This window comes from Kribbella sp. VKM Ac-2569 (assembly GCF_004216905.1).
GTDB lineage: Bacteria > Actinomycetota > Actinomycetes > Propionibacteriales > Kribbellaceae > Kribbella.
Genome location: NZ_SGXJ01000001.1, coordinates 2,486,319 through 2,511,161, shown reverse-complemented (window position 1 = coordinate 2,511,161; position 24,843 = coordinate 2,486,319). Strand labels below are relative to the sequence as shown.

Below are 24,843 nucleotides of genomic sequence, written 5' to 3'. Positions count from 1 at the left end.
ATCAGACGGCACCGACGGTTTTCACGTGAAGGGAGTTAGTTGCGGGTCCTCCCGCCTTTGAGGACGGGATTCCCAGCAACACCTCAGATGAACCAGAACTTTCCCCCGAACCAGCCGTATCCGCCGCAGCAGCCTGGTTACCAGCAGGGGCCGCCGCCCGGGTATCAGCAGGGGTCGCCGCAGGGGTACCAGCAGGGTCCTCCGCAGCAGCAGGGCTACGACCAGCAGGGCTACGGCCAGCAGGGCGGCTATCAGCAGGGTTCGTCCAACGTCCCGCATGTCGCTCCGCAGGGGTCGCCGTACCCGGTGCTGGTCTCGACCATGAACGACCTGCCCGGGTACATCGCGGAAAACGTGTTCGGCGAGGTCTTCGGGCTGACCGTGCGGAGCCGCAACATCGGGTCGAACTTCACCGCGAGCTTCCGGTCGCTGGGCGGTGGCGAGGTGCCGGAGTACACCCAGATGCTGGCCGAGTCGCGGCACGTCGCCGTGATGCGGATGTGCCAGATGGCGCAGCAGATGGGCGCCAACGCGATCCTCGCGATGCGGTTCGACTGCAACGAGATCGCGCAGACCATGAGCGAGGTGGCCGCCTACGGTACGGCGGTGGTCGTCCGGAGGATCGAGCCGCCGCGGCCGACCGACACGACTCCCGACGAGGACGATGCGAATGACAGCTGACCTGACGTTTCCAGCGGATTTCCGGTGGGGGGTCTCGACGTCGGCGTACCAGATCGAGGGTGCCGTGGCCGAGGACGGCCGCGGTCCCTCGACCTGGGACACGTTCTGCGCCGAGCCTGGCCGGATCCTCAACGGCGACACCGGCGCGGTCGCATGCGACCACTATCACCGGTACGCCGAGGACGTCGCGCTGATGCGTGAGCTGGGGGTGGACACCTACCGGTTCTCGTTCTCCTGGCCGCGGATCCAGCCGTCGGGGAGCGGGCCGGGGAACGCGGCCGGCCTGGACTTCTACGACCGGCTGATCGACACGCTGCTCGGCGCCGGAATCCACCCGGCGCCGACGCTGTACCACTGGGACACCCCGCAGCCGCTCGAGGATGCGGGCGGCTGGCTGTCCCGCGACATCACCGACCGGTTCGCGGATTACGCCGGAATTCTGGCCGCGCACTTCGCGGACCGGGTGCCGATGTGGATCACCATCAACGAGCCGATGGTGCTGACGCTGATGGGCTACTCGCTCGGCGCGCATGCCCCCGGCAAGGAGCTGCTGTTCGACGCGCTCCCGGTCGCGCATCATCAGCTGCTCGCCCACGGCCGCGCGGTGCAGGCGCTGCGGGCGGCCGGCGCCTCGAGCATCGGAATCGCGTCCAACCACGCGCCGACCTGGCCCGCGAGCGACAGCGCGGAGGACAAGGAAGCCGCCGCGCTGTACGACAACCTGATCAACTGGTTGTTCGCCGATCCGATCCTGCTCGGGGAGTACCCGTCCGGCATGGGTGACGCGATGCCCGGCCCGGTCGCCGACGACCTCGCGGTCATCTCGACGCCGCTCGACTTCTTCGGCATCAACCACTACGCGCCGGTCTCGGTCGGCGTCGCCACGGGGCAGGCCGACACCGCGGCCACCGACGGCGTGCTGCTTCCGCCGGGCCTGCCCTTCGAGCCGCGAACGCTGCCCGGGTACCCGACCACGGACTTCGGCTGGCCGATCGTGCCGGACGCGTTCGGCGAGATCCTGCGGATCTTCAAGGCGCGGTACGGCGACAAGCTGCCGCCGATCTACATCACCGAGAACGGGTGCGCGATCAACGACGAGCCCGTCGACGGGGTGGTGTCCGATCAGCGGCGGATCGACTACCTGGACGGGTATCTGCGGTCGTTGAAGGCCGCGATGAACGACGGGATCGACGTTCGCGGGTACTTCCAGTGGTCGCTGATGGACAACTTCGAGTGGGCGGCCGGGTACTCGCAGCGGTTCGGACTCGTACACGTGGACTTCGAGACGTTGGAGCGGACGCCGAAAGCGTCGTACCACTGGTTGCGTGACCTGATAGCCCAGAGCCGCCGATGATTCCCGAGCCGGGCGTCGTGCCGTCCGCGTTGGCGGAACCGACTGTCCGGGTGCGAGGTGGCTGGACCGCTGCCGTCGTACTGGCCAACGTCGGAGTGTTCGCGGCCTGGCTCGGGCCGATCCAGGTCTTGCTGGCGAAGCAGTCCGAGGCTGTTGCTCCAGGCAACAAGGAATTTGTTTTCGGGTTGGTGACCGGCGTCGGTGCGGCGGTTTCGGTGGTCGCGAACCCGGCCTTCGGCGCGATCTCCGACCGGACCACGTCCCGCTACGGGCGCCGGGTCCCGTGGGTGGTTGCCGGTGCGGTGGGTGGTGCGATCGGGCTCGGCATCTTGTCGGGTGCGCATGTGATCGCGTTGATGCTGATCGGCTGGTGCTTGATGCAGCTGTTCGGCAACGCATTGCTCGCCGCGGCCACCGCCGTCGTACCCGATCGTGTGCCTGTCGCGCAGCGCGGCACCGTCGGCGGGTGGGTCGCTATCTCCCAGGTCCTGGGCGCATTGGTCGGGACGGCGCTCGCGGCGGCGTTCAACAGTTTGACCCTCGGGTACGTCGCCTGCGCCGTCTTCCTGCTGTTGTCGGTTGTGCCGTACCTGCTCCGGAGCGGCGATGCGACGTTGACGGAGCGGCCGGCCTTCGTGTTCGGCGAATTCGTGAAGAGCTTCTGGATCAGCCCGCGGCGCTACCCGGACTTCGGGTGGGCGTGGCTGACGCGGTTCCTGTTCAACGTGGGCAATGCGTTGGGGACGTTGTACCTCTTCTACTACCTGCAGGACGAGGTCGGTGTCGCTGACCCGGATACCGGCGTACTGGTCCTGACGGCGATCTACAGCGTGTGCGTCCTGGTGACGGCGATCAGCTTCGGCCGGTGGTCGGATCGATCCGCACGGCGCAAGGTGTTCGTCACCGCGTCCGGGTGGGTCATGGCGGCAGCCGGCGTCGTACTCGCACTATGGCCGACCTGGCCAGGCGCAATCCTCGGCGCAATCATCCTCGGCGCCGGCTTCGGTATCTACCTGTCCGTCGACTTCGCGCTGCTCACCCAGGTCCTGCCAAGCGCCCGCAGCCGCGGCAAAGACCTCGGCGTCATCAACATCGCAAACTCCCTCCCCCAGGTCCTGGCCCCAGCCATCGCCGCCCCCATCGTCAAACACCTAGGCGGCTACCCGGTCCTCTACCTCCTGGCCTCCGCAGTAACCCTCCTAGCCGGCGTACTGGTCACCCGAATCCGTTCAGTCAGCTAGGCGGTAGCCGCTCGCTCCTGTCACGATGAGGCGTGACCGGACCATGAGGATCCACCGGGAGCGATCGCCGCTGATCCAGCGGCTCGCAGCGGTCGGCGCCGTCGACGGCGATGCGGAGGACGAGCGCCTCCGACGGTCGACGCTCGTGCTGTCGACCTCCCTGATCTGCGTCCTCACGCCACTCTGGGTCGTCACCTACCTCGCCCTCGGTCTGCCGATCCCGATGTCGATCCCTCTGGGCTACCTCGTCGTCACGATCCCTTCGCTAGTCTGGTTCGCGCGGACGCGGCGATACGTCCCGTTCCGGACGTTCCAGTTGACGCTCATGCTCCTGCTCCCCTTCGCCCTCCAGTGGTCGCTCGGCGGGTTCGTCGCCTCGAGCGCCGTGTCGCTCTGGGGTCTCTGGCCGGCGCTCGGCGCGGTCTTGTTCGTGGGAGCCCGCGGGGCGGTGGCCTGGTTCGCCGGATACCTTGCCCTGTTGGCCATCTCTGCTGCGATCGAGCCCGTCCTCGAACCGGCCGCGATTCCCGATGCCGTGCAGACCGCATTCTTCGTCGCGAACCTGACAGGGCCGTCGCTGGTCGCCTACTTGCTGCTGCAGTACTTCGTTCGCGAGCGAGATCGGGAGCATCAGCGGTCGGAACGTCTGCTCCTGAACGTCCTGCCGGCCGCGGTCGCGGCCCGTCTCAAGCAGCATGAAGGGGTCATCGCCGACCGCTTCTCCGAGGCGACCGTGCTCTTCGCCGACATCGTCGACTTCACGCCGCTTGCGGTCGGGTTGCCGCCGGAGGACGTGGTCAAGCTGCTCGACGAGGTCTTCACCGCTTTCGATCGGCTCGCCGACGACCACCGTCTGGAGAAGATCAAGACCATCGGTGACGCCTACATGGTCGCGGGTGGCGTTCCGACGCCGCGGGACGATCATTGCGAGGCTGTCGCCGAGATGGCGCTCGCCATGTTGCAGGAGTGCGGAAGGCTGACCGGCCTCAACACCGTGAGGTTGCGGATCGGCATGGACACCGGTCCGGTCGTGGCCGGCGTCATCGGGCAGCGCAAGTTCAGCTACGACCTGTGGGGCGACACAGTCAACACCGCGAGCCGGCTGGAGAGCCATGGTGTGCCCGGCTCGATCCAGGTCTCGTCACGGGTCTACGACCGCCTGTCTGATCGGTACCGCTTCGAACAGCGCGGCCTGATCGACCTGAAGGGGAAGGGCCCGACGCCCGCCTGGCTCCTACTCGGCCCGCGGGCGTGATCGGCTTCAGGTCGCCTCCGGGCCGAGGGCCTGGGTCAAGGTGCGGGCGGTACGTCCACTGGCGGGTACGGCGATGTGCTCGAGGTCCAGCCAGTCCGCCATCAGGTGGAGCTCGGCCGCCAACTGCGTGACGAAATCGGGGGCGTCTGGTTCGGGGGTGAGGGTGGGGATGACGAGGGTTGAGGTTTGGCGGTCGGCTTTGAGGTCTACTCGGGCTACCAGTTGGTCGCCCAGGAGGAACGGCAGGACGTAGTAGCCGTGGATGCGTTGTGGGGCGGGGGTGTAGATGCTGATCCGGTAGAAGAAGTCGAACAGGTGATGGGTGCGGTCGCGGTTCCAGATCAGTGGGTCGAAGGGGGAGAGCAGCGCCTGCGCGTCGATCGGGCGGTCCTTCGCCTCGTGCCAGCGGTACGCCTGCTGCTTCACACCCTCGACGCGGACCGGGACCAGGTCGCCCGCCTCGACCAGCTCACCGATCACCTCGCGACCAGTTGCTGCGGGCAACGGAAAGTGCGCCTGGCCACTGCCGCCGCAGAGCTCCTTCAGCGTCGCGACCCCCAGACCGCGCGCCGCGATCCGGACCAACTCACGACGGGCCTCGTCGGCGGTCGGCTCCGGGGCGTTGAGTACGTCGGCGGGCAGCACGCGCTCGGTCAGGTCGTAGACCCGTTCGAAGTGCCGCCGGCTCGCGATCGTCACCTGGCCCGTGCAGAACAGGTACTCGATCGCGATCTTCGCGTCCTGCCAGTTCCACATCTTGCCGGTCGTCGGATCCGGATCCGGGTCGGAGCGCTTCCGCCGTACGCCGTCCGGACTCGCCTCGCCCGCGGTCAGTGGCCCCTGGTCCGTCACGAGCTGCAGGACTTCGTCGACGTACCCGGGCCGCTCCGCCGTCAGCCGGCGCATTCCCGCGACGACCGACCACGGCGCGGTCACGTCCGGGCTCAGCTCCTCGTCCCACACCTGCCGCTCGGCCGCCCGCATTCGCCACCGCATCAACGGGTACGTCGAGGACGGGAGCAGCGCGGCCTTGTGGCCCCAGAAGTACTCGAACAACTCCCGGTCCGCGCCCCAACTCATCTTGTCCAGACCTGCCCGCGAGTACTTCCCCACCCGCGAGAACACCGGCAGATAATGCGACCGGCACAACACGTTCACCGAGTCCAGCTGCAGTACGCCCGCCCGCTGGATCGCCTTCCGCACGCGCCGTACATCACCGCGCGCCCGCGGCTCCCCAAACCCCTGCGCACCCAACGCAATCCGCCGCGCCTCAGCCCCCGAGACCTCATCTCCAACGGCCGCCATACTTCGAACATAGCGGGACACTGGGCTCATGCAGTCCATCACGATCGGAAAGCCAGACGAGTACCTCCGGCTGACCGCCGTTCGGTGGCCGTCGGACGGAGCCCCGGAGCACGTGCCTCGAGAGAAGCGCCGGTACCTGCAGGCCGAGCTTCGGATCCGGAAACTCACCGCAACCAGCAGGCTCGACCTCCACCAGGACTACGCCGGCTTGGTTCAGTTCTTCGACCAGGCTGTCGCGACCTGGCGTGACTGGAACAACTCCTCCGCAGTCTGGGGGTTGTCCAGCGGGATGCGGCTCGAACTCGTCCGTGGCCCCCGACCGGCGCTGGGCCCGGACCACTTCGTCCTCTGGATCAAACTGCAGGACGGTGGTGGTTTCCGGCACCGGCCCTGGACGGTCGAGACGACGCTGGTGCTCTCGCCCGAAGAACTCGACGCCATCGCTCGGGATCTGCATCGACTCACCGACTAGGCGGGCACCAGTTGGGACTCGTAGCTGATGGTTAGGCGGCGGTAGGCGGCGCTTAGGAAGGCCAGCAGTACGACGATCAGCATCAGGAGACTGGCGGCGACGAAGGCGAGAGCGATGCCGCGGGCGTGGCCGTCGCCGACGAGCCAGCCGAACGTGGTGCGGCCGGCCGTCGAGTCCATGTAGGGGATCAGCAGGAACTGGGCCGCCGGGCCGATGGCGAAGGCGGCGATCGGGGTGGACGCAGTCTCGATGCTCTGCGCGAATCCGAACACCCGGCCCTGCTTCTCGAACGGGACCATCCGCTGCAGGATCGTCTGCTCGGCCGCCTCGGCGATCGGGATCACCAGCATGAAGCCGAACATGCCCAGCACCAGCAGCGACTGCCATTCGCGCGCCGCCGTACCCATGCCGACGATCGCGATCCCGACGTTCGCCAGCATCAGCAGCCGCAGCGGCGAACGGCCGAGCCCGAAGCGGGCGACCAGGGCGCCGCCGGCGATGAACCCGATGCTGGTGATGCCGAGGACGATGCCCCAGGACTGGACCGAGAACAGGTTCAGTCCGTACGGGTCCATCAGCGCCATGAAGACGCCCATGATCAGGTTGTTGAACGTGCTGAACAGGACCAGCGGAAGCAGCCCGGGTACGCCGCGCATCGTCTGCCAGGCGCTCCGGATGTCGATCCGGGTCCGCTCGTGGTGGTCCGGCCGCGGCTCGTCGAGGTGGATCGCGAGCAGCAGGTGCACGAGTACGGCGGCCGTGAACACGACCGCGATCGCGACCGTACCGCCCATGCCGACGAAGCCGATCGACAGGCCGCTGAGGACGCTGGTGATCAGGTGCGCGACACCGTTCACCGTGCCGACGAGACCGTTCGCCTTGTCACGGCGGTCGGCCGGGACGAGCAGGGTCACCGCGGTCGAGAGCGCGATGCTGCGGAGCTGACCGGCCGTGCTGCCGATCAGGACCAGCAGCGTGAACCCCCAGAACCACGGCCCGTGCCAGTTGGTGAGCTGCCGGCCGACGGCGACGTACAGGATGCCGGCGAGCGCGAAGGCGACGCCGGTGATCGAGGTGGACAGCGCCATCGCGGTCTTCTTGCGGTGCGAGTCCACGACCGCCCCGAAGATGGTCCCGGAGGCGGCGCCGATCAGCATCGAGACGCCGGAGACGAGCGACGCCGCGAGCACCGAGTGCGTCACCAGGTACACCCAGAAGGCGAAGCCGAAGCTCAGGAACGTGGTCGTCACGTTCGCCACCAACGTGTTGATCAGCAACCGCCTGAATGTCGTCGTCATACCCCTACGTCGGACGCGACCTCAGGAAATTGACATGACCTCCCGAAGGACCTCGAAATCGTCCGGTTCGAGCGGGACCAGGCCGCGGCGGAGCTGGTAGCCCCAGTTCGGCGCCTGGGTCAGCTTCAGGTCGACCTCGCGGAGCGTCGCGCGGTGGACGGGCAGGAACTCGATCCGCCGCCGCCACGGCTGGATCGTGCCGCGGTCACCCATCGCCATCGGTTCGGCCTGGTACGGCGCGGTGTCGGCGACTACTCCGAGTGCTGTGAACGCCCGGAGCGGTTCCTTGGACCTGTACCGCTCGGTAGGGGAGTAGATCGCGAACCCGTCACCTTCGCGGAGCCGTGCGACGCCGTACCGCTTGCCGTGGTTGAGCTGGATGAAACCGCCCTCGACGGCCCGCTGGGTGTGGTCCGCGGAGACCACACCCAGCCAGGCCCTGTGCAGATCGTTCATGTACCTAGTGTCAGCCGGTATATACGACATCTTTCGTCATAATTTTCCGGCGGAGTTTGGCAATCAGCGGCCAGGCGATCATCACCAGGATCACGGCGTAGATCACGTACGCGACCGGCCCGCCGATCAGGCCCGAGACGTCGCCGTTGGACAGTTGCAGTGCCATCCGGGCCTGCCGCTCGGCGATCGGTCCGAGGATCACGCCGATGATCAGCGGGAGCACGGGCAGCCCGAAGCGGCGCATCGCGAACCCGAGCAGACCGAGCACCAGGAGCAGCAGTAGGTCGAGCGGCTGCGCGTTCACGGCGTACGCGCCCATCGAAGCGAAGAAGATGATCCCGGCGTACAGGTACGGGCGGGGGATCTGCAGCAGCTTCGCCCAGGCCGGCGCGAGCGGCAGGTTGAGCAGCAACAGGAACAGGTTGCCGATGAACAGGCTCGCGATCAGCGCCCACACCAGCTTCGGCTCGCGCTGGAACAGCAGCGGTCCGGGCTGGATGCCGTACGACGTGAACGCGGCCAGCATCACCGCTGCGGTCGCATTCGTGGGCAGACCGAGCGCGAGCATCGGGACCAGCGTGCCGGCGGCCGACGCGTTGTTCGCGGCCTCCGGTCCGGCCACACCCTCGATCGCGCCGTGCCCGAACTCCTCCGGGTGCTTGGACAGCTTCTTCTCGGTCGCGTACGAGAGGAAAGTCGGGATTTCCGCGCCTCCGGCGGGCAGCGCACCGATCGGGAAGCCGTACGCCGTACCGCGCAGCCACGGCTTCCACGAGCGACGCCAGTCCGACTTGCCCATCCACGGCCGCCCGACCGGGATCACCGTGCCCGGGTTGCGCCGCAGATGCGCCGCGACCCAGAGCGCCTCGCCGACCGCGAAGATGCCGACGGCAACCACCACGACATCGATGCCGTCGGCAAGCTGCGGGATGCCGAGCGTCAGCCGCTGCTGGCCGGTCACCTTGTCGATCCCGACCAGCCCGATCACCAGCCCGAGCAGCAGCGCCGCGAACCCGCGGATCCGCGACGACCCGAGCACCGACGTGGCACCGGCGAACGCGAGCAGCATGATCGCCAGGTAGTCCGGCGCGCCCAGGCTGATCGCGAACTTCACCACCTGCGGCGCGACCAGCACCAGCAACAGCGTCCCGATCGTCCCGGCCACGAACGACCCGATCGCGGCCGTCGCCAGCGCCTGCGCGGCCCGTCCGGCCCGTGCCATCTTGTTGCCCTCGATCGCCGTCACCACCGATGACGACTCCCCGGGCGTGTTCAGCAGGATCGAGGTGGTCGAGCCGCCGTACATGCCTCCGTAGAAGATGCCGGCGAACATGATGAACGCCTGCACCGGCTCGAGCCCGTACGTGATCGGCAGCAGCAGTGCGACGGTCATCGCCGGACCGATCCCCGGCAGTACGCCGACCGCCGTACCGACCGTGACTCCTAGCAGTGCTAGCAACAGGTTGATCGGCGTCAGTACGTCGCCGAACCCGTTCAGCAGGTTCGTCAGATTGTCCATCAGAGAATCCCTTGCAGTACGCCGGCCGGCAGGTTGACCCCGAGCCCGATCGCGAACGCGTAGAACGTGATCAGCGACAGCGCGACCGCGATGAACACGTTCCGGATGTGGTGCCGGCTGCCGAGCGCGAACGCCGAACCCCAGAACAGCAGGGTCCCGCTGATCACCCAGCCCAGCGGGTCGATGAGCACCAGGTTCACCACGAATGCGGCGATCAGCAGCAGTACGGTGCGCCAGTCGATGGCCGACGTGACGTCGACGTCCTCGCCTTCCTCGGCCTCACCGGTGCCGCCGCGGGCGACATCGACGGCGTACAGCACGGCGACCACGAGCAGCAGTACGCCGAGCACGATCGGGACCGGCTTCGGGCCGATCGGATCGTTGCTGTTGGCAATGTGCTGGATCCGGGCGGCGTCGACGATCACCAGGGCGCCGACCACCGCCAGGAACCCACACACTCCGTACTGCGCTGTGTCCCGCCGAGCCTCTCGTGGAGTCTCGGCGGTGCTCATGCCGCCAGGCCCAGTTTCGTCAGGATGTCGGCGACCGCCTTGTCCTGTTCGGTGAGGAACTTCCCGAACTCGTCACCGGTCACGAACGCGTCGGTCCAGCCGTGCTTCTGCAGTTCGGCCTTCCACTGCGGCGAGTCGTGCATCTTGGTCAGCGCGTCGATCCAGACCTTCTTGTCCGCGTCGCCGATCTCCGGCGGCGCCACGATGCCACGCCAGTTCGTGAACACCAGGTCGATCCCGGAGCCCTTCAGTGTCGGCACGTCCTTGAGCGCGTCGATCGGCTTCTCGCTGGTCACCGCGAGGACGCGGACCTGACCGCTGTCCACCTGGTCCAGGAACTCGCCGAATCCGCTGGCCCCGAACGCGATCTTGCTCCCGAGCAGCGCGGGCAGGAGCTCGCCGCCACCGTCGTACGAGACGAAGTTGACGTCCTTCGGGTTGATGCCGACTGCTTGCGCGAGCTGCATCGGCAGCAGGTGGTCCGGTCCGCCCGGTGACGAGCCGCCGCCGACGGCCAGCCCCTTCGGGTTCGCCTTCCAGGCGGTGACGAGGTCCTGGATCGTCTTGTACGGCGAGTTCTTCGGCACCACGATCGCGCCGGCCTCCTCGATCATCTTGGCGATCGGGGTGGTCTGGGTGAGCGTCGCCTTCGACTTCGACGTGTACGTCGCGCCGACCACGCCGAGCCCCATCTGCATGGCGAGCTTGCCGTTGCCCTTCTCGTTCACGATCCGCTGCAGGCCGACCGTGCCGCCGGCGCCGGGCAGGTTGAACACCTGCACGCCGGTGGCGATCTTCGCGTCGTCCATCACCTTCGCGGCGGTCCGGGCGGTGGTGTCGTACCCGCCGCCCGCAGTGTTCGGCACCATCAGCCGCAGTCCGGTGGCAGGCTTTCCGCTGTCGGCGTTCGATGTGTCGGATTTTTCCGCGGTCGCACCACAGGCGGTCGCGGTCACCAGCGCCACCAGCGCCGTGGTGACCCAGAGCATCGGCCTAGACCTCATCGGCGGAGTCCTTTCGGGAGTGGTTCACGTGCCGACGATCGTGGACCTCCTGTGGTCGGGCCGTCTGCGTTGTGGCCGCAGCGGTGGTTGAGTTCATTGTGGTCACGGGCGGAACCTGGATGAAGTGTGGCACTTGGCCGCTGGAGCGGTGATCATGCGGCAGGACGTGCGAGGAGGTGAACATGGCGGTACGACTGGGACGAAGGCCGACCCTGGCCGGCCAGCTGCTGGTGCTGCAGCTGGCGATCGTGGTGATCGTGCTCGTCGCCGTCGCCGCGGTTTCGCTGGCCCAGTCGGCCGCCACGTTCAACCGGGTCGAAGGCCGCCGGGTCACCTTGCTGGCCGAGCAGTTGTCGTCGAGCCCTGCGCTGCGGTTCGGGATCCGGAACCCGGCACCGGCGGAGATGCTTGCGCCTGCGCTGCAGACCAGCCTCGCGCAGTCGGGCGTCACCTCGATCACCGTCGCCAACTCCGAAGGAAAGGTGATCGCGGCAACCAATCCGACGCTGATCGGAAGCGATCTCACGTACGGTGATCAGGCGGGCGACAAGCGTCGCGGCTGGTCCGGTCAGCTGCGGGGCGACGGCGGGATGGAGCTGGTCGCCCAGGTACCGGTGCTGAGCGAGGGCCGGAACGCGGACGGCAACCCGGACGGGAGCCTCGGCGACCACATCGGGACCGTGATGGTCGGTGAGCGCGCTCCGTCCGTACTGCAGCGGTTGCGCGGCGCATCGTCGTACCTGGCGATCTATCTCGGAATCGCTTGTGTACTGGGGCTGCTCGGGTCGTGGTTGTTGGCCCGCCGGATCAAACGGCAGACGCTCGGGCTCGAACCACGGGAGATCGCGGGACTGGCGGAGCACCGGGAAGCCATGCTGTACGGGCTTGCCGAGGGAGTTGTTGCCTTGGACCCGCATCTGCGCGTGACGCTGGTGAACGACGTCGGCCGGCGACTCCTCGATCTCCCTTCCGACGCGGTGGGAAAGTCCTTGCGGGAGCTGGGTGTCGAAGGACGGCTGCGAGAAGTGCTGGCCGGCGAGGACGAGGCGCGCGACGCGGTCGTCGTACGGCGTGGGCGGGTGCTCGTGATGAACCGGATGAGCGTGACCAAGGACGGGCGGTCGCTCGGATCCGTCACCACGCTGCGGGACCGGACCGAGCTCGCGCAGCTGGAGCGCGAACTCGGGTCGTTCCGTTCGTCTGCAGAGCTGCTGCGGGCGCAGACGCACGAATTCGCGAACCAGCTGCACACGATCTCGGGGCTGATCCAGATCGGTGAGTACGACGAAGTGGTCACGTACGTCGGGGCACTCAACCGCTACCGTGAATCGCTCGACCTGACCGTGACCCGGCGGGTCCACGACACCACGGTCGCCGCCCTGCTGATGGCGAAGTCGTCGCTCGCGGCCGAACGCCGCGTCGAGCTCCGGGTGTCCGAGCGGACCACGCTGCTGCGCCTCGATCCGGAGCTGTCCGCCGACATCGCGACCGTCCTCGGCAACCTGGTCGACAACGCCGTCGACGCGGCGGCCCAGTCCGGTACGCCGCTGTCGCCCGCGTGGGTCGAGGTCGAGCTCCGGCAGGACGCGACGAGCGTGGAGATCGTGGTCCGCGATTCCGGACCGGGCGTCGCACCCGAGCTGGCGCAGGAGGTGTTCGCGCACGGCTTCACCACCAAGGCTGCGGCCGAGGGCGAACGCGGGATCGGTCTCGCGATGACCCGCCTGATCTGCCGGCGCCGCGGCGGCGAGGTGGCGGTCACCAACCTCACCGAGGGCGGTGCGGCCTTCGTCGCGCGAATGTCCACCCAACGCACGCCGGAAGGTGCCCGATGATCACGGTCCTGGTCGTCGACGACGACTTCATGGTCGCCCGCATCCACCGCGGGTTCGTCGATCGCGTGGACGGCTTCGAGGTCGTCGGTACGGCGAACTCCGGCGACCAGGCCGTGGCGGCGCTCGGTGACCTTTCTCCTGACCTGGTTCTTCTGGACCTCTACCTCCCCGACGTGTTCGGCCTGGACTTGATCGCCCGCCTGCGCGCCGTGCAGCCCGACGTCGACATCCTGGTCATCACAGCTGCCCGCGAGGCGGACGCGGTCCGCGGGGCTGTGCGGCAGGGGGTCGTGAACTACCTGCTGAAACCCTTCGGTTTCGAGGATCTGCGGGCGCGGCTCCGCGAGTACGCCCGCCGCCGCGCCAGCGTGCCCGATCAGGTCACCTCCCAAGCCGACGTCGACCGGGTCCTCGCGCCCGCCCGCCAGCTGGTCAACCGGCTCCCCAAAGGCCTCAGCCAGGAAACCGCCGACCTCGTCACCGCCGCCCTCCGCGCCACCACCGACAACATCTCCGCCGCCGAGTGCGCCGAAAAAGTCGGTATCTCCCGCGTCAGCGCCCGCCGCTACCTCGAGTTCTTCGCCGCCCAAGGCCAAGCCGAAGTGTCCCTCCGCTACGGCACCACCGGCCGCCCCGAACGCCGCTACACCTGGCGCACCTAGCCCCACCCCACGCCACCCCACGCCACCCAGCCCACGCCACCCGGCGCCGCCCGCGGCCGACCGCATTTGCTGGGTCAGCCACCGAATTTGATGGGTTAGCCAGTCAAATGCGGGGTTCCACACCCTTAACCAGGGTGGCGAACCCCGCACTTGGCTGGCTAACCCATCAAATGATGGTGGGGGGTCGTCGGGTTGAGGGGTGCGGAGCGGGTGGGGTGGGGTGGGGTCAGCGGGATGTGTCGGCGGCTCGGGCTGCTTGTTCTATCTGGGCGCGGTGGGTGGTCCAGTCGGTGTCGGGATCGTTGTTGGTGGTGCCGTCCAGTTGTTCGCGGAGGATGTCGGCGTGGCCGGCGTGACGGTTGGATTCGGTGAGGACGTGGACCATCACGTTGAACAGCATCACGTCGGGTCGTGGCCACCACGGGACGGTGGCGCGGGCGTCGATCGGGAGCGCGTCGATGGTCGCGTCGGCGTGTTCGCAGGCGCGGCGATAGTTGGTGAGGATCTGCGCGCGCGACTCGTGTTCAGTGACCCACAGATGGTCGCGGTTCGCGTAGCCGGGGTCGGTGAAGTTCGGCAGCGGGTCGGCGTACGGGCGGTCGAAGATCTCCCCGAGGTAGCGGGCCTCGGTGATGGTGAGGTGTTTGAGCAGCCCGAGGAGGTTGGTGCCGGTGTGGGTGAGGGGGCGGCGTACGTCGTACTCCGACAGGCCCTTGACCTTCGACAGGAGCGATTCGCGGACCCAACGCAGGCTGTCGTGCAGGTACCCCTTGGCGAATTCGTCGATCATAAAGTCAGTCCTCGACGAGTTCGACGGTTGCGGCGTGGCGTTCTGCCAGGGCGTGGTAGACGGCGGCGTTGTGGTCGACGAAGAGCTTCGCGGTGCCGTCGAGCGGGATGATCTTCTTCGCGGGGCTGCCCATCGCGACCGACTCCGGCGGGATGACCGCGCCCGGCGTGACCGTGGAGCCCGCGGCGACCAACGAGCGTTTGCCGACGACCGCGCCGTCCAGCACGATCGCTCCGTTTCCGACCAGCGCCTGCTCGCCGATCGTGCAGTCGTGGACCAGGCACTGGTGACCGACGGTGGCGTTCGGGCCGATCTCGCAGCCGTTGTGGCCGACGTGGATGACCGTGTTGTCCTGGATGTTCGCCCCGGCGCGGATCGTGATCGTGCCCAGGTCGGCCCGGATCACCGCGCCGTACCAGATCGACACCCCGGCCTCGACGACCACGTCGCCGACCAGCGTGGCGGTCGGCGCGATCCACGCGTCGGGGTGGACGGTCGGACGCTTACCTTCGAACGAGTACAGCGGCATGCGCCACACCCTAATGCTCAGCTGATCGTGATCCCGGAGATCGGCGTACCGGGCGGCAGGTCGCGGATCTGGCTGTGGATCTGCCCGAGGAAGTTGAGCGACACCACGAAGTCCAGGACCTCGACGTTGTCGAGCGTGAGCTCGCCGCCGAGCTGCGGCGGATGGGTGAACGAGTAGACCTGATCAGGACCTGGTACGACGCCCTGGTTCGCGGCCCCGAAGGCCAGGCCGGCCAGCAGGTACTGGTCCTGGCCGTCCTCCGTGTTCAGCTCGTCCCGCAACTCGTCCGCGCTCGCCCAGGTGAGCTCCAGCGTCCCCTCGAGCGTGTCCAGCCACCAGAACCCGTCCGCCGCCTGGAAGAACACGTCCCCGAACGGCGACGTGAACACCGGCACCAACCCGTCGAGTTCGAGGAAGGTCCAGGACTCGAGCGCACGCGCGTACTGCTCGTCGGAGAACGACCGGGTCAGCTCCATGCCGTGAGCCTAGGCGCGAGCGGGGGCCATGTCCCGAGTCCAACTAGGGTGAACGGATGCTCAAACCAGTCGCCGGGTTCGCAGCGTTCGGTCTGTTCTGGGGCGCCTGGGGAGCGGTCCTGCCCGCGATCCGGGTCGACGCCGGTGTGAACGACGGTGAGCTCGGTGTGGCGTTGCTGATGATCGGGCTCGGAGCGCTGGTGTCGATGCGGTTCACCGGTTACCTGATCGACCGGTACGGCGGCGTCGTGCTTCCCGTGGTGACGGTGCTGTTCGCGCTCTGCGGCGTACTGCCTGCCCTGGCCGGCTCGGTCGTCACGCTGAGCGCGGCGCTGTTGTTGCTCGGAGCAACTTCCGGTGCGACGGACGTGGCGATCAACGCGACCGGATCCCAGGCCGAACACGACACCGGACGGCCGGTGATGAACTTTGCCCACGGCATGTTCTCGGTCGCGGTCGTGGTGGCGAGCCTCGGTACGGCGGGACTCCGGGCGGCCGGTGTGGGAGCACTGCCGGTGCTGGCCGGTGCGGCGGCGCTGATCGTGATCACGGCGGCTGCCGCCCTCGCGCCGGGAGCGACCAAGGTCACCGGGACGCCGAGGACGCATACCGAAAAGCCGAGGGCCAGGCTCGAACCGGTGCTCCTCGTGTTCGGCGTGCTGTGTGCGCTGGCCTACCTGGTCGAGAACGCGTGGCAGAGCTGGGGCGCAGTACATCTCGACACCTCGCTGAACGCCGCGGCCGGCCTCGCCTCCAGTGCTCCCGCGGTCTTCGCCGCTGCGGCCGCCACCGGCCGCTTCGCGGGCAACGCCCTCCTTGCGCGGGTCCGCCCGGTGCGGCTCCTGGTCGTCGGCGGCGCCGTCGCCGCCGTCGGCTCACTCGTCGCGGCCACCGCGAACAATCCCTGGACGGCACTGATCGGGATCGGCGTCGCCGGCCTCGGTACGTCGGTCTGCGCGCCGACCATCATCGGAATGGCGGGCGCCTGGGCGGGGCCCGAGCGGCGCGCGGGAGCGATCTCCACGGTGACCACGATCGCCTACGTCGGTTTCCTGATCGGCCCAGCGGCGGTCGGCGCGGTCTCGTCCGCGTTGTCGCTGCCGGTCGCCCTGGGTGCTGTCGCCGTCATCGCGGTCGTCGTCGCCGGCCTCGCACCGGCCGCCGGCCGTGCCGCCAAGCCCCAGGCGAGCCGCCAACCGGGCTGAGCGAGGCCCGTCGACGTACGTCGAAAGGGATGTGAAAGGACCAGGTGCAACGGTTACGGTGACTGGATCGATCGAGGAGGGTGGCATGACGGAGATCGCGAAATCCGGGGCCGCGGTGATCAGCCGGGCGGACGGGCGGGACGACGGCGAGGAATGGACCGAGAACTACACCGAGCTGCCGGGTGGCGCCGGTGTCTCGCTGATTCTCGAGTCGACCACCCAAGAGGGCGTCGGGCCGCGGTTGCACCTGCATCCGTACGCCGAGACATTCATCATCCGGCGCGGTTCGGCGACGTTCACCGTGGACACCGAGGAGATCGTCGGCAAGGCCGGCCAGATCCTGGTCGTTCCGGCCGAGACGCCGCACAAGTTCCGCACCGGCCCGGGTGGCTACGAAGCAGTGCACATCCACGCCAACGCAACCTTCGAAACCACCTGGCTGGAGTAGTTAGGCCCTACTCCGGCTTCGGGGGAGCGAACGCGGCCAGCAGGGTCGCGGTGATGTACGGCGCTGCCTGGGCGGACGTGATGCGGCCGGCCTGGATCTCGCTCGCGGCGCCATGCATCACGTTGTGCATGACGCTGACCAGCCACGTCGTCGGCAGGTCCGTACGGAAAACGTTTTCGGAACGGCCGCGTTCGAGCAGCCGCTCCACGCGCGCCATCGGATCGGCGTGCAGTTCGCGCATCCGTCCGGGCGGCAGCGCGTCCTGAGCTGCGAGCAGCAGCGCCCGATACTGGTCGACCAGGTGCCAGCTCGACTCGATCAGCCGGGTCAGCGCGTCGCGCGGGTCGCCAGTCAGATCGACCTGCCCCAGCGTCTCGTCACCGGTCGCGATCGCCTGGACGAAGACGGCGTCGACCAGCTCGGCCCGGGACGGGAAGTGGCCGTACAGGGTGACTCGCCCGACCCCGGCCGCCTTCGCGATCTCCGACGTACTCGCCGCCGGATCACGGCTCAGGCACTCGGCCGCCGCGGTCAGGATCGCCGCGATGTTCCGTTGCGCGTCCGCGCGCCGGGTGGTGACAGCCATCGGACCTCCCTGATCTCGAACACCACTGTACGAATTCCTCTTGTCGAACACCAGTGTACGAGTTACCGTACCGAATATAACCCGTACACAGCTGTTCAACTTAAGGACGAGACCATGACTCAAACCGACCCCCGGCGGTGGCGGCTGCTGGGGCTGCTCGCCGTCGCGCAGTTCATGCTGATCCTCGACGTCACCGTGGTGGCGATCGCGCTGCCGAACATCGAGACCGACCTGCACCTCCAGCGCGAGACGCTGACCTGGGTGGTCAGTGCGTACACGCTGATGTTCGGCGGTCTGATGCTGCTCGGCGGCCGCGCCGCCGACCTGTTCGGCTCCCGCCGCGTCGTACTGACCGGCCTGCTCGTGTTCACGCTGGCGTCGCTCGTCACCGGCCTCGCCAACGGGCCTGAGGTCTTGCTGGGCGGTCGCGTCGCGCAAGGCATCGGGGCCGCGATGCTCTCGCCGGCGGCGCTGTCCGTCGTCACAAAGACGTTCGACGGGGACGAGCGCAACAAGGCGCTGGGCATCTGGTCCGCGATGGGCGGTGGCGGCTCCGCGATCGGCGTACTGCTCGGTGGTCTGCTCACCGCAGGCCCCGGCTGGCAGTGGGTGTTCTACATCAACCTGCCGATCGGCCTGGTCGTGTTCGCGTTGCTGATCCGGATGCTTCCGGCCGACACGCCGAGCGAGCAGCCGGGACGTCTCGACGTACCGGGTGCACTGCTGGTCACGGCCGGCACGGGGACGGCGATCTACGCGCTGATCAACGCCGGCGATCGCGGCTGGCTCTCGCTCGCGACCCTCGGCACGCTGGCCGGAGCCCTTGTTCTGTACGGCGTCTTCGCCTGGGTCCAGCGCACCGTACGGTCACCGCTGATGGACCTGCGGATCTTCACCCGCCGCCCCGTCACCGCCGGCATCTTCATGATCCTGGTCGCGACCGCGCTGATGATCGCCATGTTCTTCCTGGGCTCGTTCTACCTGCAGCACTTCAAGCAGTACGGCGCTCTGCGCACCGGACTGTTGTTCCTGCCGGTAGCGATCGCGGCGATCGTCGGCGCCCAGATCGCGGGGCATCTCGTCGGCCGGACCGGCGCGCGGCCGATCGCGATGGCAGGGTTCCTGATCACCGCGGCCGGCGTGGCTGTCCCTGCGATCTGGGAAGGTGCTGCCTTGGTCGTGATCGGGATGACCGTCGGGACGATCGGGCTGGGCGCCGCCTTCGTGGCGTCGTCGACCACGACGTTCGCGCAGATCGACTACCGGGAAGCTGGTCTGGCGTCCGGGCTTCTCAGCACGTTCCACGAGTTCGGCGCCTCGCTCGGGGTCGCAGTGGTGTCGAGCATCGCGGCGGCGAGTCTTGCGGGGACCGTGTCGACCGGATTCACTCGTGGGTTCACGTTCGCCGCGGTCACTGCTGCGGTGGCGGCCGCCCTCGCGCTGGTCGTCGTACCGGCGTTCAAGCCTTCGACTGGAGAAGTGCATGCCCATTGAGATTCGCCGCGCGGTGGTCGCGGATGCGGAGATCGTGCTGACCATGCTGCGTGAGCTGGCCGACTACCAGGACCAGGGCGCTTATATGACGGCGAGCGTCGAGGACTGGCAAGGGTTCCTCGCGCGCGAGGAAGTGATCGTGCTGATCGCGGAGGTCGGCGGCGACGCGGCGGGGTACGTTTCCGCGCTGCGGCGACCGTACTTGTGGGTCGGCGGGGATCAACTGGCGTTGGACGATCTCTATGTGCGGGAGCATTTCCGCGACGCCGGCGTCGGACGGAAACTCATGCTGGAGCTGGCCCGGCACGCGCTGCCGGACCGGCTCGCGATCGGCTGGGGTCTGCGTCTGGAGAACACAGCCGGCTACCGCTTCTACGAACGCCTCGGCGCCAAGCTGGTCACCAAGACCGCAGCCGGCTGGTCCCCCGAGGCCTACGAGGCCCAGCTGACCGACGAGGTCACATAGCTTCGGTTGCGAGGTCCTGCCAGGCTTCCCAGGTCTTCAGGCGGTCGGCGTAGACCTGTTGCAGCATCGGGTAGCCCTGGGTTCCGAAGAAGATGCGGAGTGGTGGGTTGGGGGTGTCGGCGAGCTCGAGGATCGCGCGGCCGGCTGCGGCGGGGTCGCCGAAGTCGGCCGACGCCACGTATGCCGACAGTGCGTCGCGCAGGTCGTCGTACAGCGGGTTCGGATCGGAGCGGACTCCGCCGGTGACGCCTTCGGTCGCGTAGCCGCCGGGTGCGACCACCGTGACCTTGATCCCGAAGCCGGCGACCTCTTGGGCGAGCACTTCGCTCAGTCCTTCGAGGGCCCACTTCGATGCGCAGTAGGCGCCGCCCATCGGGAGCCCCGTCAGGCCGGCTACCGAGGAGATCTGGATGATGCGACCGTCGCCCTGTTTGCGCAGGTACGGGACGGCGGCCTGGGCGACCCACAGCGGACCGAAGAAGTTCGTCTCGAACTGATCGCGCAACTGCGTCTCGTCGAGTTCCTCGACCGCTCCGGTCAGGCCGTACCCGGCGTTGTTGACGATCACGTCCAGGCGGCCGAAGTACGCGTGCGCTTGTTCGACGGCCTCGAAGACCGCTGCCTTGTTGGTGACGTCGAGGGTGAGTGGAAGTACTGCGTCGCCGTACGTCGCGGTCAACTCGGAGAGGGTCGTGCGCGCCGTCGCGGCCACCCGGTCCCCGCGGGACAGGGCGGCCTCGACGAAGCTACGGCCGAGGCCGCGGGACGAGCCGGTGACGAACCAGACCTTGCTCATGCCGGCCGCACGTTGTGGTTGCCGGCGAACACGTTTTCCGGATCGTACTCGCGCTTGACCGCCGCGAGCCGTTCGTACGTCGTGGTCGGGTAGACCGCGGCGACGTCGGCGTCCTCGGCCTCGGAAAGGAAGTTCGCGTACGCGCCGCTGACCTGCGGGCTCAGGCGATCCCACAGTTGCTGCCGCGCCGGACGCGTCGCCTCGATCACCGGCGGCGGACCGACCGTCATGGTGACGAACATCAGCTCCGCCTGGCGATGCGCGTACGCCGTCGCGTCGTCGGCGACCTGTGCCACGGCTCCGCCGACGCTGCGGACGGCGATCACCGGAGAGCCCTGCGAGGTGCCGGCCTCGGCGAGGATCCGCAGTACCTCGGGCACGGATTCCTTGTCGACAAAGGCACTCCGGGTGGCGAACTGGATGCCGGGCGGCGGTACGAGGCCGTCCACGAGCACCTCGGCGTACGGCGTCAGCGTGACATCGTCGGCGATCACGGTGCCGAGTGCGCGGATCGGATCGATCGCCTGCGCGGCGAGTTCCGCGTCGTCACCGTCGAACGCGACCTGGATCTCCAGCGGCGCCTCGGGACCGCCGAGGAACGGGTTCGCGAACGACGCGATCGAGCTCAGCTCCGCGGGCGCGGTGCGCAGGTACTCCGCCCAGCGCGGCAGCACCTCGGCGATCTCGTTCGCCGGGAACACCACCTTGCCGAAGTGGATGTCGGTCGTCGGGTGCGCCGCGAAGTCGAACGCGGTCACGATCCCGAAGTTCCCGCCGCCACCACGGATCGCCCAGAACAGCTCCTGGTTCTCGTCGGCGGACGCCCGTACGACGTCACCTGCGGCGGTCACGACCTCCGCGGCGACCAGGCTGTCCAGCGCGAGACCGTACTTGCGGACCTTCCACCCGATGCCGCCGGACAGCGTCAACCCGCCGACCCCGACGCTCTTGGTGTCACCCGACGAGATCGCCAGCCCGTGCGGCGCCAGCGTGACCGCGACCTGCCCCCAGGTGGCGCCGCCGCCGATCCGGACGACGTGCTTGTCCTTGTCGACGAGTTCGATGCCCGCCAGGTTGCCCAGATCGATCACCACCCCGCCGTCGTTCGTCCCGAATCCTGGGAATGCGTGTCCACCGCCGCGCACGGCGAGCGGCAGCCCGCTGCCGGCGGCGTACCGGACGGCTTTCTGGACGTCCTCGACGGTTGCGGGCCTGAGGACGTACGCCGGGCTGCCCCCGACCAGCACGGTCCGGCTCGCGGCGTCGTACTCCGGGTCCTCCGGGCCGACGATTTCTCCAGCGAATCCTTCGACTACTGCGCTCATGACGTTCCTTTGCGTTTGTCCTCATCGAACAAACACCTGACGCGTGCCGAGCGACCCGTGTGACGTGAAGAACGCCACATCACAAAACGCGGGGCTATTTCGTCTGTGCGTCGGTCTTGTGGCTGTACGCGCACCGCCAGCCCGCCGGCGTCCGGACCCAGACCTGGCTGATCCACTCGTCCGCGAAGTACGACGTACCTTCCCAGGAGCCTGTACTGGTCTTGCGTGCCGTGAGTACGACGGCGTCCCCGGTGCGCGCGATCCGCTGTTCGCTCTCCAGTTTCATGCTGTGATGGGCGAGCCGCCCGGTCGCGATCCAGCCGAGGATGTCGGCCCTGGCGACCGGGCCAGTCGAGTCGACGTACACCCAGTCGTCCGTCATGAAGGATCCGACCTCGCCGGCGTCGTTGCCGACGACGATCCGGTCCCACTCGGCCGCAGCCGCGCGTACCTGCTCTTCGATCGTCATACGCCCATCGTCGCCTAGTGGAGGCGGATCGTCACCAGGGTGGTCTCGATGCCGCTGTCGACCAGGTTGCCGTCGGCATCGAACGCGTCCGGTCCGTCGGTCATTCCGAAATCGTTGTCGTTGATCACGACGAGGGTGTTGTGCGGCAGCAGCGCAACACCCTCGATCTTCTTGGGCGCACCCTTGACCGTGTTCAGGTCGAGGAACAGCGTCTTGGGGAGCGCCGGTACGTCAGTCGATGCCTCGTGCGACGGTGTGGTCGCGGCATCGTCCCACTTGGAGCCGAGGATGTTGGCGGACGGCCGCAGTACGACGCGCTGCAGCCGCGCGGCGTTGTCGGTCCGCTCCTCGACCAGCAGCGTTTCAGGGCCTGCGGCAACGATCGACGAGATCTTCAGCTCACTCGTGTCGTCCTCGCCCGGATCGACCACGCCCACCGGGTCGAACCGGTACGCGTACTCCGCCGTCACCTTCCCGGCCCGCGGCGAGAACCTCAGGAGTCGCGTATTGAGCGAGGCCTCGCCGACCTTCTTGCTCGGGTTCGACAGCGGGCTCTGCAGTGCGAGCACCAGATCACCGCCGGGCAGTTGCGCGAGGCCCTCGAAGCCGCGGTTGATCTTGCGGGTCAGGAACATCGCCGGCAGCGACTCGATCACCGGGTAGTCGGCGCCCTGCAGGTTCAGGCCTTTCGGCACGTACCGCGCGATCACCTGGCCGCGGCTCGAGACGTGCACCAGCGAGGGGCTGTACTCGTCGACGAGCCAGAACGTTCCGTCGTACGCCCGGACGATGCCCTCGGTGTCGAGACCGTTCGGGTCGAGGGGGAGACGCGTCGAGGCGTCGTACGTGTAGGGGAGTTCGTCGCGGCTTTCCTGGTTCGGAAGTCCGGTCACCGGCTTGCCGTGCCGGGTCGTGATCGGGATCGCATCGATCACCTTCAGCTTCTTGCCGGCCACCTTCACCTTCACGATCGCCGGGTCGAACCCCGGCACCGGGAATGTCCGTCGGTTGCTGCCGTCGACCTTGATCTGCCCGTTCGGCCCGCGGTCCGTGACGGTCCAGAACTCGCCGCTCTTCCCGGCCGGAAAGATGTCGCTCCCGATCCCACCGAGATCGACCTCCCGATCGTCGTCCACCGACCCGGGGATCAGCCCGTTGGAGAACTTCCCGAGCGACACGTCCGGCAACGACGCCGTACCGACCACCCTCGGCTCCCGCTCATCCGCGGACGCTGCCTGCACCGAACTCCCCACCAACGCAGCAACCCCCACCACAGAGGCCGCCACCACCCACGCACGCCGAACCATTCCAACTCCCCTCAAACCAGTCCCCGCGACCCTCACCCGCCCAAATGAACACCACCACCCCACCCCATGAACCCCCGGCAAACCTCCCCGCTGGTGAGAGGGTGGGGAGGTGATTTATCGGTTCTCGGTAGGGCGGTTGGAGTGTGTGGTGGTGAGCGACGGTCAGCCGGGGCCGCCGTTCGAGCCGCGGCTGGAGGATTTCTTCACTCCTGAGTCGGGTGTGCCGGACGACGTACTGCGGGACTCGTGTCAGGGGCGTTCGACGCTGACCTGTGGGTACAACTGTCTGTTCGTGAATACGCCGGACGGGACGGCGGTGATCGACACGGGGCTGGGGGCGAGCTTCCTCGGGTACGGCGAGTACATCGAGCCGCTCGTTGGACAGTTGGACGGCGGAATGAGCAGCGCCGGACTGTCACGGTCGGAGCTGGCTGCGGTCGTGTTCACGCATCTCCACCAGGATCATTCGCGCGGCGCGATCTGGTCGGGTGAGCTGACCTTCCCTGCGGCGACCGCGTTCGCGCATGCGTCGGAGGTCGCGTTCTGGTCAGGCTCTGTCGACCTCCCGTCGGCGCAGCCGCACCTCGAGGCTGCTCGAGAAACCATCCGGCTGTTCGGCGAGAAGCTGCAGCCGTTCGAGTACGACACGGAGATCCTGCCCGGCGTACACACCCTCTCAGCCCCCGGTCACACACCCGGCCACTCCGCCATCCTCCTGCAGTCCCAAGGCGAACGGCTGCTCTGTGTGGGCGACACCTTCTACGACCCGCTCCAACTCACCAACCCGGATTGGGCGACCCCGTGGGATCTGGACACGCCGGCCTCCATCACCACCCGCCGCCAACTCCTGTCCCGCGCCGCCGACGAACACCTCCTGATCCACGCCTACCACCTCCCGTTCCCAGGCCTAGGCCACGTCCAACGCAACGGCCCCACCTACACCTGGCACCCTCACGACGTACCGAACAACGGGTAGTGGTCCTGCTTCCACCCCAACCACATGACGCCCAACGCGTACATCTGACGCCAACGCCCACGCCGTACGCCGACGCACACGTCCGCGTCCCGCGCATGACGGCCGCGCCCACCACACCCGGCCCCAGCACACCGCGACCCCGTCGGCACGCGACGGCATATCCCCTGCCGTGGTGGGTTCTCTACTGGTATGCGAGGGGAGAACCCACCACACCAGGGGATATCCGCCCGAGTTGACCGGGGTGGGTCGGCCGTGTCCGAGTCGAGCAGCGCGAGTCGAACGCCACGCTTCCACCCACCGGGCACCCCGCTTCCATCCACCTAGCGCGCCCCGCCCCTCGTGGCGGGTTGTTTGGCTGGTAGCGGGTTGTAGGGGGTTAGGG

General features: G+C 68.1%; 26 protein-coding genes. 12 read left to right on the top strand and 14 right to left on the bottom strand.

Translation table 11 applies throughout. The features are described 5' to 3' along the window. Positions 1 to 87: 87 nt before the first annotated feature. Genes EV649_RS11910 through EV649_RS11895 form a run of 4 tightly spaced genes read left to right on the top strand, consistent with a single transcriptional unit; the run spans position 88 to position 4,531 of the window. Entirely contained in the window at positions 88 to 681 is a 594-nt protein-coding gene (locus EV649_RS11910) for a YbjQ family protein (RefSeq protein WP_130383259.1), read from the top strand. After that, complete coding sequence (locus EV649_RS11905; RefSeq protein WP_130383258.1) at positions 671 to 2,035, top strand: GH1 family beta-glucosidase; 1,365 nt, start codon at positions 671 to 673, stop codon at positions 2,033 to 2,035. Before EV649_RS11910 ends, EV649_RS11905 begins: the two co-directional genes overlap by 11 nt. Then, the gene (locus tag EV649_RS11900; RefSeq protein ID WP_130383257.1) at positions 2,032 to 3,276 is read left to right on the top strand and encodes an MFS transporter; all 1,245 of its coding nucleotides are present in this window, start codon (positions 2,032 to 2,034) and stop codon (positions 3,274 to 3,276) included. The genes EV649_RS11905 and EV649_RS11900 overlap by 4 nt, the downstream gene beginning before the upstream one ends. A 43-nt stretch (positions 3,277 to 3,319) precedes the next feature. After that, positions 3,320 to 4,531 (top strand): adenylate/guanylate cyclase domain-containing protein, encoded by a 1,212-nt coding sequence (locus EV649_RS11895; protein ID WP_157996228.1) that lies wholly within the window; start codon positions 3,320 to 3,322, stop codon positions 4,529 to 4,531. A 6-nt stretch (positions 4,532 to 4,537) separates the two neighbouring features. On the opposite strand, the gene EV649_RS11890 is transcribed toward EV649_RS11895, so the two are convergent. Beyond that, positions 4,538 to 5,836 (bottom strand): crosslink repair DNA glycosylase YcaQ family protein, encoded by a 1,299-nt coding sequence (locus EV649_RS11890; RefSeq protein WP_130383255.1) that lies wholly within the window; start codon positions 5,834 to 5,836, stop codon positions 4,538 to 4,540. Between the two features lie 28 nt (positions 5,837 to 5,864). Between EV649_RS11890 and EV649_RS11885 the strand changes: the two genes are divergently transcribed. Further along, positions 5,865 to 6,308, top strand: coding sequence for a hypothetical protein (locus EV649_RS11885; protein WP_130383254.1), 444 nt, complete (start codon positions 5,865 to 5,867; stop codon positions 6,306 to 6,308). Here EV649_RS11885 and EV649_RS11880 read toward each other — a convergent pair. From EV649_RS11880 to EV649_RS11860, 5 genes are read right to left on the bottom strand one after another with little or no spacing between them, the layout of a single operon-like run. Continuing rightward, positions 6,305 to 7,606 (bottom strand): MFS transporter, encoded by a 1,302-nt coding sequence (locus EV649_RS11880; RefSeq protein WP_130383253.1) that lies wholly within the window; start codon positions 7,604 to 7,606, stop codon positions 6,305 to 6,307. The two genes, EV649_RS11885 and EV649_RS11880, sit on opposite strands and share 4 nt — an antisense overlap. Before the next feature lie 21 nt (positions 7,607 to 7,627). Next, positions 7,628 to 8,062 carry an EVE domain-containing protein gene (locus EV649_RS11875; RefSeq protein ID WP_130383252.1) on the bottom strand — a complete coding sequence of 145 codons (435 nt, stop codon included), beginning with the start codon at positions 8,060 to 8,062 and terminating at the stop codon, positions 7,628 to 7,630. 10 nt (positions 8,063 to 8,072) lie between these two features. Next, a complete protein-coding gene (locus EV649_RS11870) occupies positions 8,073 to 9,581 on the bottom strand; it encodes a tripartite tricarboxylate transporter permease (protein ID WP_130383251.1) in 1,509 nt (502 codons plus the stop codon). Continuing rightward, a complete protein-coding gene (locus tag EV649_RS11865; protein ID WP_130383250.1) occupies positions 9,581 to 10,093 on the bottom strand; it encodes a tripartite tricarboxylate transporter TctB family protein in 513 nt (170 codons plus the stop codon). The genes EV649_RS11870 and EV649_RS11865 overlap by 1 nt, the downstream gene beginning before the upstream one ends. Next, positions 10,090 to 11,097 carry a tripartite tricarboxylate transporter substrate binding protein gene (locus tag EV649_RS11860; RefSeq protein WP_130383249.1) on the bottom strand — a complete coding sequence of 336 codons (1,008 nt, stop codon included), beginning with the start codon at positions 11,095 to 11,097 and terminating at the stop codon, positions 10,090 to 10,092. The genes EV649_RS11865 and EV649_RS11860 overlap by 4 nt, the downstream gene beginning before the upstream one ends. A gap of 182 nt (positions 11,098 to 11,279) precedes the next feature. Here EV649_RS11860 and EV649_RS11855 point away from each other — a divergent pair, with 182 nt between their 5' ends. Together EV649_RS11855 and EV649_RS11850 are read left to right on the top strand one after the other, a co-directional pair. Then, on the top strand, positions 11,280 to 12,932 hold the full coding sequence (locus EV649_RS11855; protein ID WP_130383248.1) for an ATP-binding protein: 1,653 nt from the start codon (positions 11,280 to 11,282) through the stop codon (positions 12,930 to 12,932). Further along, positions 12,929 to 13,594 (top strand): response regulator, encoded by a 666-nt coding sequence (locus tag EV649_RS11850; protein ID WP_130383247.1) that lies wholly within the window; start codon positions 12,929 to 12,931, stop codon positions 13,592 to 13,594. The genes EV649_RS11855 and EV649_RS11850 overlap by 4 nt, the downstream gene beginning before the upstream one ends. A gap of 226 nt (positions 13,595 to 13,820) precedes the next feature. On the opposite strand, the gene EV649_RS11845 is transcribed toward EV649_RS11850, so the two are convergent. The 3 genes from EV649_RS11845 to EV649_RS11835 are packed head-to-tail and all read right to left on the bottom strand — an operon-like array spanning position 13,821 to position 15,389. Beyond that, a complete protein-coding gene (locus tag EV649_RS11845) occupies positions 13,821 to 14,384 on the bottom strand; it encodes a DinB family protein (protein WP_130383246.1) in 564 nt (187 codons plus the stop codon). A 4-nt stretch (positions 14,385 to 14,388) separates the two neighbouring features. After that, entirely contained in the window at positions 14,389 to 14,913 is a 525-nt protein-coding gene (locus EV649_RS11840) for a gamma carbonic anhydrase family protein (RefSeq protein WP_130383245.1), read from the bottom strand. Positions 14,914 to 14,930: 17 nt separating this feature from the next. After that, a complete protein-coding gene (locus tag EV649_RS11835) occupies positions 14,931 to 15,389 on the bottom strand; it encodes a T6SS immunity protein Tdi1 domain-containing protein (RefSeq protein ID WP_130383244.1) in 459 nt (152 codons plus the stop codon). Between the two features lie 56 nt (positions 15,390 to 15,445). On the opposite strand from EV649_RS11835, the gene EV649_RS11830 reads away from it, so the two are divergent. Together EV649_RS11830 and EV649_RS11825 are read left to right on the top strand one after the other, a co-directional pair. Then, positions 15,446 to 16,594, top strand: coding sequence for an MFS transporter (locus EV649_RS11830; protein WP_130383243.1), 1,149 nt, complete (start codon positions 15,446 to 15,448; stop codon positions 16,592 to 16,594). Positions 16,595 to 16,679: 85 nt separating this feature from the next. Further along, entirely contained in the window at positions 16,680 to 17,042 is a 363-nt protein-coding gene (locus EV649_RS11825; RefSeq protein ID WP_130383242.1) for a cupin domain-containing protein, read from the top strand. A 7-nt stretch (positions 17,043 to 17,049) separates the two neighbouring features. On the opposite strand, the gene EV649_RS11820 is transcribed toward EV649_RS11825, so the two are convergent. After that, complete coding sequence (locus EV649_RS11820; RefSeq protein ID WP_130383241.1) at positions 17,050 to 17,628, bottom strand: TetR/AcrR family transcriptional regulator; 579 nt, start codon at positions 17,626 to 17,628, stop codon at positions 17,050 to 17,052. A gap of 114 nt (positions 17,629 to 17,742) precedes the next feature. Between EV649_RS11820 and EV649_RS11815 the strand changes: the two genes are divergently transcribed. After that, positions 17,743 to 19,122 carry an MFS transporter gene (locus tag EV649_RS11815; protein ID WP_130383240.1) on the top strand — a complete coding sequence of 460 codons (1,380 nt, stop codon included), beginning with the start codon at positions 17,743 to 17,745 and terminating at the stop codon, positions 19,120 to 19,122. Further along, entirely contained in the window at positions 19,112 to 19,588 is a 477-nt protein-coding gene (locus EV649_RS11810; protein WP_130383239.1) for a GNAT family N-acetyltransferase, read from the top strand. Before EV649_RS11815 ends, EV649_RS11810 begins: the two co-directional genes overlap by 11 nt. On the opposite strand, the gene EV649_RS11805 is transcribed toward EV649_RS11810, so the two are convergent. From EV649_RS11805 to EV649_RS11790, 4 genes are all read right to left on the bottom strand, one after another. Then, the gene (locus EV649_RS11805) at positions 19,581 to 20,384 is read right to left on the bottom strand and encodes an SDR family NAD(P)-dependent oxidoreductase (protein WP_130383238.1); all 804 of its coding nucleotides are present in this window, start codon (positions 20,382 to 20,384) and stop codon (positions 19,581 to 19,583) included. The genes EV649_RS11810 and EV649_RS11805 overlap by 8 nt on opposite strands. Then, positions 20,381 to 21,709, bottom strand: coding sequence for an FAD-binding oxidoreductase (locus EV649_RS11800; protein ID WP_130383237.1), 1,329 nt, complete (start codon positions 21,707 to 21,709; stop codon positions 20,381 to 20,383). Before EV649_RS11800 ends, EV649_RS11805 begins: the two co-directional genes overlap by 4 nt. 94 nt (positions 21,710 to 21,803) lie before the next feature. Further along, positions 21,804 to 22,178, bottom strand: coding sequence for a nuclear transport factor 2 family protein (locus EV649_RS11795; RefSeq protein WP_130383236.1), 375 nt, complete (start codon positions 22,176 to 22,178; stop codon positions 21,804 to 21,806). A gap of 14 nt (positions 22,179 to 22,192) precedes the next feature. Beyond that, positions 22,193 to 23,485 carry an esterase-like activity of phytase family protein gene (locus EV649_RS11790; RefSeq protein ID WP_130383235.1) on the bottom strand — a complete coding sequence of 431 codons (1,293 nt, stop codon included), beginning with the start codon at positions 23,483 to 23,485 and terminating at the stop codon, positions 22,193 to 22,195. A gap of 151 nt (positions 23,486 to 23,636) precedes the next feature. Between EV649_RS11790 and EV649_RS11780 the strand changes: the two genes are divergently transcribed. Next, positions 23,637 to 24,461: an MBL fold metallo-hydrolase gene (locus EV649_RS11780; protein WP_157996227.1), complete on the top strand. Its 825-nt coding sequence runs from the start codon at positions 23,637 to 23,639 to the stop codon at positions 24,459 to 24,461. Positions 24,462 to 24,843: the final 382 nt, after the last annotated feature.